Annotated in this window: 10 protein-coding genes; 7 read left to right on the forward strand and 3 right to left on the reverse strand. The window is 71.9% G+C overall.

What is annotated here, in order from left to right:
• Positions 1 to 130: 130 nt before the first annotated feature.
• The 3 genes from K1T34_RS22575 (at position 131) to K1T34_RS22585 (ending at position 6,151) form a co-directional block, all read left to right on the forward strand.
• Positions 131 to 853, forward strand: coding sequence for a hypothetical protein (locus K1T34_RS22575; RefSeq protein ID WP_255638647.1), 723 nt, complete (start codon positions 131 to 133; stop codon positions 851 to 853).
• 295 nt (positions 854 to 1,148) lie between these two features.
• Entirely contained in the window at positions 1,149 to 2,717 is a 1,569-nt protein-coding gene (locus K1T34_RS22580; protein WP_220247355.1) for a DNA polymerase Y family protein, read from the forward strand.
• An 83-nt stretch (positions 2,718 to 2,800) separates the two neighbouring features.
• The gene (locus K1T34_RS22585; protein WP_220246187.1) at positions 2,801 to 6,151 is read left to right on the forward strand and encodes an error-prone DNA polymerase; all 3,351 of its coding nucleotides are present in this window, start codon (positions 2,801 to 2,803) and stop codon (positions 6,149 to 6,151) included.
• On the opposite strand, the gene K1T34_RS22590 is transcribed toward K1T34_RS22585, so the two are convergent.
• Positions 6,123 to 6,689, reverse strand: coding sequence for an LLM class flavin-dependent oxidoreductase (locus K1T34_RS22590; RefSeq protein ID WP_220246188.1), 567 nt, complete (start codon positions 6,687 to 6,689; stop codon positions 6,123 to 6,125). The two genes, K1T34_RS22585 and K1T34_RS22590, sit on opposite strands and share 29 nt — an antisense overlap.
• Positions 6,690 to 6,692: 3 nt before the next feature.
• Here K1T34_RS22590 and K1T34_RS22595 point away from each other — a divergent pair, with 3 nt between their 5' ends.
• Positions 6,693 to 7,256, forward strand: a complete 564-nt coding sequence (locus K1T34_RS22595; RefSeq protein ID WP_255638782.1) for a TetR/AcrR family transcriptional regulator — start codon at positions 6,693 to 6,695, stop codon at positions 7,254 to 7,256.
• Between the two features lie 22 nt (positions 7,257 to 7,278).
• The gene (locus K1T34_RS22600; protein ID WP_220246190.1) at positions 7,279 to 7,866 is read left to right on the forward strand and encodes a pentapeptide repeat-containing protein; all 588 of its coding nucleotides are present in this window, start codon (positions 7,279 to 7,281) and stop codon (positions 7,864 to 7,866) included.
• 652 nt (positions 7,867 to 8,518) lie between these two features.
• Here K1T34_RS22600 and K1T34_RS22605 read toward each other — a convergent pair.
• On the reverse strand, positions 8,519 to 11,797 hold the full coding sequence (locus K1T34_RS22605; RefSeq protein ID WP_255638648.1) for a glycohydrolase toxin TNT-related protein: 3,279 nt from the start codon (positions 11,795 to 11,797) through the stop codon (positions 8,519 to 8,521).
• A gap of 275 nt (positions 11,798 to 12,072) precedes the next feature.
• Here K1T34_RS22605 and K1T34_RS22610 point away from each other — a divergent pair, with 275 nt between their 5' ends.
• Both K1T34_RS22610 and K1T34_RS22615 read left to right on the forward strand, forming a co-directional pair.
• The gene (locus tag K1T34_RS22610; RefSeq protein WP_255638649.1) at positions 12,073 to 12,930 is read left to right on the forward strand and encodes a bifunctional methylenetetrahydrofolate dehydrogenase/methenyltetrahydrofolate cyclohydrolase; all 858 of its coding nucleotides are present in this window, start codon (positions 12,073 to 12,075) and stop codon (positions 12,928 to 12,930) included.
• A gap of 2 nt (positions 12,931 to 12,932) precedes the next feature.
• Positions 12,933 to 13,238 (forward strand): DUF3017 domain-containing protein, encoded by a 306-nt coding sequence (locus K1T34_RS22615; RefSeq protein ID WP_220246193.1) that lies wholly within the window; start codon positions 12,933 to 12,935, stop codon positions 13,236 to 13,238.
• A gap of 74 nt (positions 13,239 to 13,312) precedes the next feature.
• Here the strand turns inward: K1T34_RS22615 and K1T34_RS22620 are convergent, their stop codons facing one another.
• On the reverse strand, positions 13,313 to 14,497 hold the full coding sequence (locus tag K1T34_RS22620; RefSeq protein ID WP_220246194.1) for an MFS transporter: 1,185 nt from the start codon (positions 14,495 to 14,497) through the stop codon (positions 13,313 to 13,315).
• Between the last annotated feature and the right edge of the window lie 72 nt (positions 14,498 to 14,569).

The raw sequence follows: 14,569 nt of genomic DNA on the forward strand, positions 1-14,569 counted from the left end.
AACAGGTGTTCGATGCAGGGTGTCGAAGGCCGCCTTCCCCGCGGTGCGTCGGTGCTCGTCCTGTGGGGCCCTGGCCTGGGCCTGCGGTGAGGGTGGGCGCCGGCGTGTGCGTGGAGGGGAGGGGTGTGCGGTGACGGCAGTGGTGGAGCCCGTGGCTCGGCTCGCTGCGCTGCCCGGCGTGAGCACGGCGAGCCGGGTCGCGGAGCAGGCTGAGCACGCCAGGACGACGGGAAGGGTGCTCCCGGTGTCCCCGGCGTTGGCCGGCCTGCTGCCCGACGCGGGGCTCCGGCGCGGGAGCACTGTGGCGGTCCACCGCTCCCCGTCGTTGCTCCTCGCCCTGCTCGCCGAGGCCACCGCCGCCGGGTCGTGGGCGGCGGTGGTCGGCGTGCCCTCCCTGGGCATCGCCGCGGCGGCGGAGCACGGCGTCGAGGTGTCGCGCCTCGCCCTCGTGCCCCGCCCGGGCGCCGAGTACCCGTCCGTGGTCGCCGCCCTCCTCGACGGCGTCGACCTGGTGGTCACCGAGCCCCGCTCCGTCCGCCCCGCGGTCGCCCGGCGCCTTTCCGCCCGCGCCCGCCACCGCGGCACCGTCCTGCTCACCCTCGGCCCCTGGCCCGCGGCCGACGTGGAACTCCACTGCGTCCCGGGCGAGTGGACGGGGTTTCTCGGCTCTGGGGCGGGGTTTCTGCGCTCCCGGACCGCCGAGGTCCACGCTCGCGGGCGGGGTTCCGCTGCTCGGCCCCGGTCGGTTTCCGTCGCCTTGCCCGGCCCCGACGGCCGTGCGCTTCCGGTGGAGCCGCTCGCGGTTCCGGTGGGTCTTCCGCTGCAGCGGCTTGACGAGGAGGCTGTGGGATGACTGCCGTCTGCGTTTCGCCGGGACAGCGACTACGCGATTCAGATCGTTTCGCTCCGGACTTCGTGCGGGATGGTCGTGCGAAGGCAGACCGGGGCCGTGGCGCCGCCTGCGCGGGTTTCGTGCTCGTCGTTGTGCCGCGTGGGTCGGCTTTACGCCGGCGTGCGCCCGGTTCGCACGTCCTTTCCTCTCCGGCGACCGCCGGAACTCGCGTGACATCCGTCCACATCAGACACCCCGAGGTGGCCGGATGACCATCACCGAAGAAACCCCCAGAACCACCACCCTCCCCGCCCGGATGCTCGTCCTCTGGTGCCCCGACTGGCCCGCCGTCGCGGCGGTGGCCGCGGCCGGCGCACCGCTCACCAAGCCGGCCGCGGTGTTCCTCGCCAACCGCGTCGTGGCGTGTACCGCGGTGGCGCGCAAGAACGGCGTGCGGAGGGGGATGCGGCGGCGGGAGGCGGAGTCGAAGTGTCCCGAGCTGGGCGTGTTCGGCGTGGACGACGGGCGGGACGCGCGGCTGTTCGAGAACGTCGCGCGCGCCGTGGAGGAGCTGGTCGTCGGGCTGGAGGTGGTGCGGCCGGGGCTGATCGCGGTGCCCGTGGCGGGCGCGGCGGGCTACTTCGGCGGCGAGCATCCGCTCGCGGAGAAGCTGCTGGACCAGGTGGCCGCGGTGGCGGGCGTCGAGTGCCAGGTCGGGGTGGCGGAGGGGCTGTTCGGGGCCACGATCGCGGCCCGGCACGGTGAGTTCGTGCCGCCCGGGGAAACGAGACAATTCCTCGCACCCCTGCGCATCACCGAGCTCGACCAGCCCGACGTCGAGCGCAAGGAGCTCGTCGACCTGCTCACACGCCTGGGCCTCAAAACACTCGGGGCGTTCGCGGAGCTGACCGAACGCGACGTGATGTCCCGCTTCGCCCTCGACGGCGTGCTCGCCCACCGGCTGGCGCGCGGGCTGTCGGAGCGCCCTCCGCTGCGCCGCAAACCGCCGGCCGACCTCACACTCACCGAGGAGTTCGACCCGGTGCTGGAACGCGTCGACGTCGCGGCGTTCCTCGCCAAGAACCTCGGCGCGCGGTTCCACGCGGCTCTCGCCGACCGCGGCCTGGCGTGCACGCGCCTCGGCATCTACGCCACCACCGAGGGCGGCGAGCAGCTCGGCCGCGTCTGGCGCTGCGCGGAACCCCTGACACCCCAAGGGGTCGCCGACCGCGTGCGGTGGCAGTTCGAGGGCTGGCTGAAGGGCAACCGGCCCACCTCGGGCGTCGCGCGGCTGCGGCTGGAGCCGGAGGAAACGGTCGAGGGCAAGTCCCTGCAGCTCGGCCTCTGGCACGGTGGCAACCGCAGTGAGGACGACGAGCTCACCACCGAACGCGCCGCCCGCGCCTTCGTCCGCGTGCAGGGCCTGCTCGGCCCTGAAGGCGTCGTCACCCCGATCCTCGACGGCGGCCGCGACCCCGCCGGCCGCGTCCGCCTCATCCCGTGGGGCGACCCGCGCGAGCCCGTCTCGCCGCCGGACGCCACGTGGCCGGGCCGCCTGCCCGCGCCGTCACCCGCGACGGTGCTCGAACAACCCGTGCCGGTCAAGGTCGTCGACGAGCAGGGCATGCCCGTCGGCATCACCAGCCGCAAGCAGCTCACGGCGCCGCCGTGCCGGCTGAGCGTCGCGGGCGCCCCTCCGCGGATGGTCCTCGACTGGGCCGGCCCGTGGCCCGTCGCGGCCAGCCGTCGCGCGGCCACGCCGCAACAGGCCCGCCTGCAGCTGCTCCTGGCCGCCGCCGGAGGAGACGACGCCGACGAAGCCGTGCTCGTCCTGTGCTCCGGCACCGAAAATCCTGTGTGGACAGTGGAAGGAATCTACGACTGATGGACGACGAAACCGAAACCGCCTCCGTGCGCCGGGAACCCCCGCTCATCCCGGGGCCCCGCAGTTCCCCCGAAAACGACTAGATGGGCTGGAACAACCCGCCCGTCCCCTGGCAGGACCTCGCGCGGGCCCTGTCCGGCGACGGCGACGTGCCGCCCGGCGACCACGGCGACAGCCCGGCGTGGGGCCGCAAACGCGACGTCTACCGCCGCCCCGCCGACGTGCCGCCGCCGCGCAGCGAGGTCGAGTCCGGGCCGCGCGTGCCGTACGCCGAACTGCACTGCCACTCCAACTTCAGCTTCCTCGACGGCGCCAGCCACCCCGAGGAGCTCGTGGAGGAGGCCGCGCGGCTCGGCCTCGACGCCATCACGCTCACCGACCACGACGGCATGTACGGCGTCGTCCGCTTCGCCGAAGCCGCGAAGGAGCTGGGCGTTGCCACGGTGTTCGGCACCGAGCTGAGCTTCGGCCTCTCCGCCCCGCAGAACGGCGTCGCCGACCCCGAAGGCCAGCACCTGCTCCTGCTCGCGCGCGGCGACGACGGCTACCGCAGCCTGTGCCGTGCCATCACCGCCGGCCAGCTGCGCGGCTACGACTGCGCTGTCGGCGCCGCCGGCGAGCAAGAGCGGGCCGAAAAAGGCCGTCCCGTCTACGACCTGCGCGCCGTCGCAGAAGAGGTCACCGGCCAGTGCGCCGTGCTCACCGGCTGCCGCAAAGGCTCCGTCAGGCAAGCGCTGCTGGGCGAAGGCCCGGCCGCCGCGGCCACGCAGCTGAGAAAACTCGTCGAGCTCTTCGGCCGCGACAACGTCTACGTCGAGCTTTTCGACCACGGCCAGCCCCTCGACAGCACCCACAACGACCTCCTCGCCGAGCTGGCGAACGACTTCGGCCTGCCCACTGTCGCCACCACCGCCGCGCACTACGCCCGTCCCGAACGCGGCCGTTTCGCCGACGCCGTCGCCGCGATCCGCGCGCGCCGCGGCATCGACGACCTCGAAGGCTGGCTGCCCAGCGACGGCGCCGCTTTCCTGCGCTCCGGCACCGAAATGGCCGAGCGTTTCCGGCGGTACCCCGGCGCAGTCCAACGCTCGGCGCTGCTCGGCGTCGAATGCTCGTTCAAGCTGGAGCTCCTCGCGCCCGAGCTGCCACCGTTCGACGTGCCGGAGGGCCACACCGAGACGACGTACCTGCGCCACCTCACGATGAAGGGTGCCGAAGAGCGTTACCTCGGCAAGGAGGACGAAGCCGCCGCGTACGCCCAGATCGAGCACGAGCTGAAGATCATCGAAGACCTCGGCTTCCCCGGCTACTTCCTGATCGTCTGGGACATCGTGCGTTTTTGCCGCGACAGCACCATCCTCTGCCAGGGCCGGGGCTCGGCCGCGAACTCCGCCGTCTGCTACGCGCTGGGCATCACCAAGGTCGACCCGGTGAAGTACAAGCTGCTCTTCGAACGCTTCCTCGCCCCCGACCGCGACGGTTACCCCGACATCGACCTCGACATCGAGTCCGATCGCCGCGAAGAGGCCATCCAATACGTCTTCGCCAAGCACGGCCGCCTCAACACCGCGCAGGTAGCCAACGTGATCACCTACCGCGCCCGCTCCGCGATCCGCGACGCCGCCCGCGCGCTCGGCTACTCACCCGGCCAGCAGGACGCGTGGAGCAAGCAGATCGACCGCTGGGGAGCGTTGCGCAGCACCGAAAAGGACCACGACCACGATATTCCGGACGACGTCGTGCAGCTCGCGTTCGCCCTCGAGGACTTTCCGCGCCACCTCGGGATCCACTCCGGCGGCATGGTGATCTGCCAGGAGCCGGTGAGCCAGGTCTGCCCGGTCGAGTGGGCGCGGATGGAGAACCGCAGCGTGGTGCAGTGGGAGAAGGAGGACTGCGCCGCGGCCGGGCTGGTGAAGTTCGACCTGCTGGGCCTGGGCATGTTGTCCGCGCTGCACTACATGCTCGACCTCGTCGAGGAGTACAAGGGCGAGAAGATCGACCTGGCCGAACTGGATCTGAAGGACCAGAACATCTACCGGATGCTCTGCCGCGCCGACGCGATCGGCGTGTTCCAGGTGGAGAGCCGCGCGCAGCTGGCCACGCTGCCGCGGCTGCGGCCGGAGGAGTTCTACGACCTGGCCGTGGAGGTCGCGCTCATCCGCCCCGGGCCGATCCAGGGCGGCTCCGTGCACCCGTACATCCGGCGCAAGCAGGGGCGCGAGGAGTGGGAGTACGACCACCCGCTGCTGGAAAACGCGTTGCACAAGACCAAAGGCGTGCCGCTGTTCCAGGAACAGCTGATGCAGATCGCGCTCGACGTCGCGAACTTCACCGCGGCGGAGGCCGACCAGCTGCGCCACGCGATGGGGTCCAAGCGTTCCGAGCGGAAGATGGAGCTGCTGCGGCAGCGGTTCCTCGACGGCGCAGCAGCCAACGGCCTGGAGCCGGAGCTCGCGGAGAAGATCTTCCTGAAGCTCAAGGCGTTCGCGAACTTCGGTTTCCCGGAGAGCCACGCGCTGAGCTTCGCGTACCTGGTGTTCGCGAGCGCGTATTTCAAGTACTACCACCCGGACGCGTTCTGCGCGGGGCTGCTGCGCGCGCAGCCGATGGGGTTCTACTCGCCGCAGTCGCTGGTGGCCGACGCGCGGCGCCATGGCGTCACGGTGCTCGGCCCCGACATCAATCTCAGCCTGCCCCAGGCGACGCTGGAACCGTTGCCGGACAACGGAAAGCTGCGCGCGGTCCGCGGCGGCCTCGGCACCGTGCGGCTGATCGGCGACGAGCTGGCGGAGAAGATCGTCGCCGAACGGTCGGGCGTCCCGTTCGCGAGCATGTCCGACCTCGCCCGCCGCGTGCGGCTCACTGCGCCACAGCTGGAGGCCCTCGCTACGGCCGGCGCCTTCAGCTGCTTCGGCGGCGACCGCCGGCAGGCCCTGTGGTCCGCGGGCGCCGTAGCGCAGGACCGCCCGGAGAAGCTGCCGGGCACGGCTCCCGGCGCCGACGCCCCGACGCTGCCCGGCATGGACGACCTCGACCTCGCCGCCGCCGACGTGTGGGCCACGGGCCTCTCGCCGGACAGCTACCCGACGGAGTTCGTGCGCGACCACCTCGACACCCTGGGCGTCGTCCCGGCCGCTCGCCTGCTCGACCAGCCCGACGGCGCCCGCGTCCTCGTCGGCGGCGCCGTCACGCACCGCCAGCGCCCCGCCACCGCCGGCGGCGTCACCTTCATCAACCTCGAGGACGAGACGGGCATGGTCAACGTCGTCTGCACCCTCGGCCTCTGGCAACGCTTCCACCGCGTCGCGCGCTCCAGCACCGCCCTGCTGGTCCGCGGCGTCGTCGAGAAGGCGGACGGCGTGGCGAGCGTGCGCGCTCAGAAGCTGGAGCCGCTGCCCTTGCGGATCACGGCGAAGTCGCGGGACTTCCGGTGACCCCGACAAAGCCCCGGCGGGCGACCTCGGCGCGCACGATCGGCGCCACCTCTGTACCCAGCAACTCGATGGCCCGCAGCAAATCCCGGTGCGAGACCGAGCCGATGCCCAGCTGCAGCAACGTGCGGTCGTGGCCGAAGAGCTCGTGCTGGTAAAGGATCTTCTCCGCCACGGCCGCCGGCGAGCCCACCGCGTAGGCGCCGGTGAGGGTGGTCTTCGCGGTGAACTCGGCGCGGGTCGTGGGTGGGATGCCGCGTTCGGCGAGGATGCGGTTCATGACCGAGGCGTCGGCGGGGTAGTAGAGGTCGGCCGCGGCCTGCGAAGTGTCGGCGACGAAGCCGTGCAGCGTGATCGCCACGGGTTGCGGGGCGTGGCCGTAGTGGGTGAGCGCGCGGCGGTGGACGTCGATCAGCGGGGCGAACTGCGGCGCCTGCCCGCCGAGGATGCCGAGCGCGAACTGCAGGCCGAGCCGCCCGGCGCGGACCACGGACGCGGGGCTGCCTCCGACGGCGAGCCAAACCGGCAGCGGCGACTGCACCGGCTGTTTGCCGAGCGCGGCCTGAGCGTGCCGCTGCGCGAGGTCGCCGACGCGGCGGGCGTGGGCATCGCCACGCTCTACCGCCGGTTCCCCACCCGTGAAGACCTGATCACCGGCGTCTTCACCGAGAAGATGACGATCTACGCCGAATCCGTCGAAACCGCCCTCGCCGACCCCGACCCGTGGCACGGCTTCTGCGGCTACCTCGAAACGCTCTGCGCGATGCAGGCCGAGGACCAGGGGTTCACCCATGTGCTCACGCTCTCGTTCCCCACGGCGAAGGCGTTCGAGGCCCAGCGCCGCCGCGCATACCAGAACTTCGCCCGGCTCATCGGCAAAGCGCAGGAATCGGGCCGGCTCAGGCCCGATTTCGTCGCCGAAGACCTGATCATGCTGCTCATGGCCAACGCCGGCGTGCTCGCCGCGACCGCCCAGACCGCGCCGAACACCTGGCGCCGCTTCCTCGCCTACATGATCGAGTCGTTCGACACGGCCGCGACCACCGACGAGCTCCCCGCGCCACCGTCGGCGCGGGCCATGTTCCGCGCCATGCGCCAGGCCCGCTGAAGCCGTGTGACATCCTGTCGAGGTGATCGAGACCGGTGAGGACTACCGCGACGCCGTGCTTTCCGGGCAGTGGTGGGAAAAGCGTCAGTTCACGGGCTGCGACTTCACCGAGGCCGACCTGCGTGACCTGCGCACGCGCGGCTGCACGTTCGACAACTGCGACTTCACCAAGACTGACCTCGCCGGCTCGCGCCACGACGCCTCGGCCTTCCGCAGCTGCACGTTCGACCGCGCGGTGCTCGCCGACAGCCGGTGGTCGTCGTGCTCGCTGCTCGGTTCATCCTTTGTGGACTGCCGATTCCTCGGCATCGCGCTCACGGAGTGCGACCTGTCCCTGGTCTCCCTCGCCCGCGGCCGGCTGCGCAAGCTGCACCTGTCCGGCCTGCGCATGCGCGAGGCCAACCTCACCGAGGCCGACCTCACCGACACCGACCTGCGCGACTCCGACCTCACCGGCGCCCGCCTCCTCGGCGCCAAGCTCCCCGGCGCCGACCTGCGCGGCACCCGGCTCGACGCCAACGCCCTCGTGCAGGCCGACCTGCGCGGCGCCTACGTCGACGTCGAGACAGCCATCGGGTTCGCCGCCGCCCACGGCCTCATCGTCAAGTGACACATCGAAGAAACCGGGCCTGAAACCCGACAGCGGCGTCGACCCGGCGATTCCTCGCCGAACGGCCGGCACTTGCCCGCGAGCTCTTCGGCGAACCCCGCATGCCGACGCTCGTGCAGTACGACCGCTGAGGGTGGCGGTGTTCACGGTGCCTGCGCCGGCCCGGGCCGAGGGCAGCCCCCCGCCCTCCTCCTGGGGGGCGTCCCCGTCCCAGTTTATCGTTACCAGGCCCCGAAAAGTGGCCACCGCGGAATCTGTGGACAAGTCGGGGCCCCCGCTGGCTGCTGTGGACAACTCAGAGCAAGGCACTTGACATCAGACCCGGCGTTGGCCGGCCATCGACCGTCGCCGCCACTTGCCCCAGCGCCGGACAGAACGACCGCGACCGGCTGCTGCGGATCACCGTGAAGCCGGCGCCCGGCCAAGGCGGTGACGCCGCGCTGCTCGCCACCTCGACCCGCGACCTGCTCCTGCGCCTCAACAGCGAGGCCACTACGTGCCCGCCGAACGGCAGCTGCCCGAGGTCGTCCTGCGGCCGGATGGCGATCCCGAATACTTCCTGCTCGCGTCAAGCACCGCTACGCCCGCGGGACGTGAAAGGGGCGGAACCCGCAGGCCCCGCCCCTTTTCAGCAAGCAACTCAATCAACAACTCAGTCGATCGGCGGTTCACCCGGCTCCAGCTCGAGCAGGTCGCCCTCGGCCAGCAGTTCCTCGATCGAGGCGGGCAGCAGGTACGCCGAACCCCCGCCGGGCTGGTTGAACCACGGGATCGCGACACCGGCGAGCGTCTCGAGCGGACGCTGCACGCGGTACACGTGGTACGGCCGGTTCACCCACTCCGGCACCAGCGAACGCTCCTCGAACGGCGTCCCCGCGGCGTAGGTCAGGTTGCCGCTCGGGCCGCCGAAGCGGTCGAGCTCGCTGCCCGCGGGCAGTTCACGGATTTCCTTGCCGCGGAACAACGTCAGCGGCGGCTCACCCGACAGCGGCCCGATCGGCCACTGGTTGTTGCCACCGCCACCGCCACCGGCGGCGGCTCGCGGCGCTCCGTTGGCCCGCGCCGGCTCCTCCCGGCGCGACGGCGCGACGGGCGCACCCGGTCCACCCGGTCCACTCGGTCCACCGGGGCCGGCCGGACCACCGAGACCAGGCCCACCGAGACCAGGACCACCGAGACCAGGACCACCGAGACCGGGTCCACCCGGCCCGCCGACGGGAGCACCCGGCGGCACACCGGGCCCAGTCGGCAAGCCCAGCCCGCCACCCACAGGGGGAGCGGGGGGCATCGGCGGCTCCCGGCGCTGCAGCGGCTGAACCGGCGGGGTCACCTGCGTCGGCGGCTGCGGAGGCGGGGGCGGCGGGACCTGTCGCTGCGGCGGCTCTTCGGCCTCGGGCTCGTCGCCCAGCAGCTCCTCGGCCGACGTGAACGCCGTCTGCTCCTGCGGCGGCACGGCCTCGCGCGGGCGCACCGGGAACGAACCCGTGGCGACCTCCGGCGAAAGCGTCGTCACCACCGGCGGCTTCGGGGCTTCGGCCACGGGCTCTGCCGGCGGTGCGGGCGGCTGCTCCTCGGCGGGCTCGTGGCCGTCGGGGTGCAGCAGGACCTTGCCGAGCATGAACGCGGCGGCGTCGTCGGAGTCGCCGAACACTGCCGGGTTGATCAGCTCGCCGTCGTACCAGCCGACGCGCCAGCCCTCGTCCACCTGCTCCACGGTCCAGCCGCGCTCGGTCGGCGTGCCCAGCTGGTAGGCGGCGTCCGGCACGTCCAGCTCGTCGAGGCGCGTCTGCAGCTTCGCCAGCGCGGGTTCGGCCGGGAGATCGCGACGCGGCCGTCTCGGCGGCTGCTGGGGCTGCCGCTGCGGTTCCCCGGCCGGCTCCGGCCGGGCGCCGGCGCGCGGCGGCACGGGCAGCTCGGGCACCGGCAGGACACCCGGCACCCCCTCGTCGGGCGTGATCATCGCGGTCGGCGGGCCCGAGTCGAAGTCCGGTTCGCGGCCGGCGGGGCCGCCACCGTCGCGGGGCTGGTCGCCGTACTGGGACTCGCCGTACGGCTGCTCGTCGTAGTGCTCGTCGCCCTCGTACTGCTCGTCCTGGTACTGGCCCGACTGGTCGTACTGGCCGTCTTCGAAGTGCTGGCCGTCCTCGAACGACTGGCTGTTCTCGAACGACTGGCTGTTCTCGAACGTCTGCGTGTTCTCGAGCGGCTGGCCACCCTCAAACGACCGCGTGTCCTCGAACGACCGCGCCTCCTCGAACGACTGCGCGTTTTCGAAAGGCTCGGCTTCTTGGTACTGCTCCTCGCCGCGGTCGGCCGGGGCGTACAGCGCGGTGTGCTGCTCGGCCGGCTCCTCATGCCGCGAAGGTTCGTCAGTGTGAGTGAACAGCACCGGCTCTTCCTCGAGCGGCTGCTCGGCCGGAGCGGCGTCGACGGGCGCGTACAGCGCCGTCTGCTCGGCGTCCTCCTCCGGCGGGGCGGAGTTCGGGTCGACCGGCGCGTAGATCGCCGTGCGCTGCTGTTCTTCGTGCGCGGGTGGTGCGGCGCTGGGGTCGACGGGCGCGTACATCGCCGTGCGTTGCTGCTCTTCGTGCGCGGGCGGTGCGGCGTTCGGGTCGACCGGCGGGTACATCGCTGTGCGCTGCTGCTCTTCGTGCGCCTGCCGTGCGGCGTTCGGGTCCACGGGCGCGTACATCGCGGTCCGCTCGGCCACCGGCGTCGGGTTGTCGGCCGCGGCGCCGTTCGGCGGCGCGCCCGCGTTCGACCCGGCGCCGTTGGGGGCCGGTTCGAAGTCCGAGTGCTGCTGGTCCTCGAAGTGGTCCTCGCCGCCGAAGCGGTCGCCGAACTCGTCGTAGCGCTCGTCCTGGTACTGCTCGTTCTCGAAGCCCGGGCCGTCGTCATGCTGCGGGCCGGAACCGTCGAAGACCTGCTCGAACGGCGGTTCGGCCGGGGCCTCCGGCTCGGCGGGCGGCGTGTGCACGGCGAGCGGCACGTCGACCGGCGCGGGCGGAGCGGCTTCGGGAGCCGGGGCCGGCGGCGCCTGGGCGGCCGGGGGAGCAGGCGGCGTGGGCGGCTGCTGCTGTTGCGGCGGCGGGCCTGGACGCTGCTGCTGACTGCCCCGCGTGAGGTAGGCGGTGGCGCCCTGCAGCGCGAGGTCGTCGACCTGCGGCAGCTGGAAGCCGTTGGACCGGATGTGCTCCACCAGGTCGGGCTCGGGCGATACGCCGTACCGGCGCAGGTAGAAGTTCACGGCCGCGGGCCAGATCCACTGCCCGTCGCTGTGGAAGGCCACGGGCACGGTCGCCTCGGGCGTCGGCGCGAGGCGGTCGATGTCGTAGCCGCGGTCCTGCACCACCACGGGCGCGTGGTCGAGGTAGTCGAGCAGGCGGTCCTGCTCGGCGACGTCGAGATCGGGCCGGTTGATGACCGGACGCCCGGCGGGACCGATCGTGTCGAAGATCCGCGCGATGCGGAAGTGCGGGCCGGGCTGCTCGGGGCCGAGGCCGGACAGGCGCCGGATCAGCCACTCCGGCACGTTCTCCTCTGTCCGGGGGAACATGCGCAGCTCGTCCTGGTACGCCTGGGGTGGCGGCGCGAGGTGCCACGTGGGCTCCTCGCGGTTGTACTCGAGGTTGTAGCTGGACGGGTGGTCGAGCTGGTAGCGCGCGTTGAACCACGTGCCGCGGCCGTCGCGGTACATGCCCGCGCGCAGCCGGCCGAAGAGCGTCGCGATGTCGTGGGTGGCGACCCACTCCTGCCCGGTGCCGTCTTCGGTGCGGATCTCGCCCGTCAGCTCGTGGTACCTGCCGACGGCCCGATACTCCACCGTGACCTTGCGCCAGTCGCGTGGTGCTGCGCGCAGCAGGGCGAGTCCGATCTGCTTGACCAGTGTGTCCTGCTCGGTCGCGTTCAGCTGCGTCGTCGGTTGTGCCACGGGAACATTTTGACTGTTCGCGCGCGCGAACGCACCCCGCATAGGTCTTTTGCCACTCAGGGGCGGTCTGACCTCGGTCGACGCGCGATGCTCAAGATCACACACCCGTGCGGGCTGGGACTGGGCTCCGGCGTTGGGGTGACGACGAGTCTACGTCCGGTGGCCCTGCGCGTCCGATCACGACGCGCGGGCCGATCGGGTGGTGCGGCGAGCACGCTGCGTATGCGGCCTGGGCGAGATCCGGGCGCGGGCGGCGCTTTGCGAGAATGGTCACCGTGACGGCGAAGATTCTGGACGGCAAGGCCACGAAGGACGCCATTTTCGCGGAGCTGCGCCCGCGGGTGGCCGCGCTCGCCGAGCGGGGCGTGGTCCCCGGGCTGGGCACGGTGCTGGTCGGCGACGACCCGGGCTCGCACTCGTACGTGAAGATGAAGCACGCGGACAGCGCGAAGATCGGCGTCAACTCGATCCGCCGCGATCTGCCCGCCGACATCTCGCAGGAGAAGCTCGAGGCCGTCATCGACGACCTCAACGCCGACCCGGCGTGCCACGGCTACATCGTGCAGCTGCCCCTGCCCAAGCACCTCGACGCCAACCGCGTCCTCGAGCGCATCGACCCCGACAAGGACGCCGACGGCCTCGCCCCCACGAGCCTCGGCCGCCTCGTCCTCGGCCAGCGCGGCCCGTTGCCGTGCACGCCGTACGGGATCATCGAGCTGCTCCGCCGCCACGGCGTGGTGCTGGACGGCGCCAACGTGACGGTGGTCGGCCGCGGCATCACCGTCGGCCGCACGATGGGCCTGCTGCTCACGCGACGCAGCGAGAACTCCACCGTGACGCTCTGCCACACCGGCACGCGCGACCTCGCCGCCGAGGTCCGCCGCGCCGACATCGTCATCGCCGCCGCCGGCGTGCCCGGCATCATCAAGCCCGACATGGTGGCCCCCGGCGCGGCTGTGCTGGACGTCGGCGTCTCCCACGTCGACGGCAAGCTCACGGGCGACGTGGACCCGGGCGTGGCCGAGGTCGCGGGCTGGCTCTCACCGAACCCGGGCGGTGTCGGCCCGATGACCCGCGCGATGCTCGTGTCGAACGTCGTCGAAGCCGCCGAGCGCGCGGTCGCGAGCCGGTGACCATGACCGCAGACCGGCCTCGCACGAAACGGTCGTGGACCGTCCACGTGCCGTTCGGGCTGGTCATGCTGCTGCTGCTCGCCGCGGCGCTGCGGATCCTGCAGTACCACTGGCGAGAGGGCGCGGTGCTGGTCGGCGCCGCGCTGTTCGTGGGCGGGTTGTTGCGGCTGCTGCTGCCGGAGGACCGCGTCGGGCTGCTGGCGATCCGCGGCAAGGTCGTGGACATCGTCACCTACTTCGCCCTGTGCGCTGCCGTGTTGTACATCGCCTTGACGATCACGGGCGGTCCGTTCGACGCCACGTCCTGACGGCTTGTAGTCCCGGAACGCGAAGCGGCCCCGCACCGAGCACTGGTGCGGGGCCGCTTCGCGTCATCCGGGTGTCACGAAGCCAGGACCAGCTCCCGCTGCTCCTCGGCCCGCGCGTCGCGCCGGTCCAAGGTCCCGGAAACCGCCGCGATCGACAGCCCGAGCACGGCCAGCGTCGCGCCGACCCAGTTGGGCGCCACCAGCCCGAGGCCGCCGGCGATCACCAGTCCACCGAGGTACGCGCCGATCGAGTTCGCGATGTTGAACGCCGACTGCACGGCCGCCGACACCAGCGACGGAGTTCCGCCGGCCTTCTGCATGATCCGCGTCTGCATCATCGGGCCGATCATGAAGCCCGCGACACCGACGAAGAAGATCGTGATCGCCGCGCCGACCTTCGAGTGGGCCGTCAGCGTGAAGATCCCCAGCACCACCGCCAGCGAAAGCATCGCCGCGTACAGCGAAGGCATCAGCGCGCGGTCCGCGAGCCGCCCGCCCAGGTAGTTGCCGACGGTCATCCCGACACCCGCCAGCGACAGCAGCAGCGTCACGTCTGCGGGCGAGTACCCGGCGACGTCCGTGAGCATCGGCGCGATGTACGACATGCACGCGAACACCCCACCGAGCCCGAAGGTCACGATCGCCAGCGCCAGCCACACCTGCGGTCGCCGGAACGCGCCCAGTTCACCGCGCAGCGTTGCCTCGGCGGGCCGGCCCTGGTGCGGCACCAGCTTGGCGATGGCGGCCGCGGCGAACAGGCCGATCACCGCGACCACCCCGAACGTCGCCCGCCAGCCCACCTGCTGGCCCAGCAACGTCCCGAGCGGCACGCCGACGACGTTTGCCAGCGTCAGCCCCATGAACATCATCGACACGGCCTTCGCGCGGTCGCCCGGCTTCACCAGGCTCGACGCGACCACCGCGCCGGCGCCGAAGAACGCGCCGTGCGGCAGGCCGGCCAGGAAGCGGAACGCGATGCCGAAACCCTGGTTCGGCGACAGCGCGAACAGGGCGTTGCCCAGCGTGAACAGGCCCATCATCGCGAGCAGCATGGTCTTGCGCGGCAGCCGCACGGCCACCGCGGTCAGCAGCGGTGCGCCGATCACGACACCGAGCGCGTAGGCGGAGATGAAGTAGCCGGCGGTGGGGATGTCGATGTGGAAGTCCGCGGCGGCCTGGGGCAGCACACCCATCATCACGAACTCGGTGGTCCCGATGCCGAAGGCACCGATGGCGAGCGCGAGCAACGCGACGGGCACGGCTCTCCTTCCTTGAGAAATCGATTACTCAGCCCGGGGCGACCCCGTTCTGAAGCGCTTTAGACGAGGGGC

It is taken from the genome of Amycolatopsis sp. DSM 110486, assembly GCF_019468465.1.
In the GTDB taxonomy this organism is placed as follows: Bacteria; Actinomycetota; Actinomycetes; order Mycobacteriales; family Pseudonocardiaceae; genus Amycolatopsis.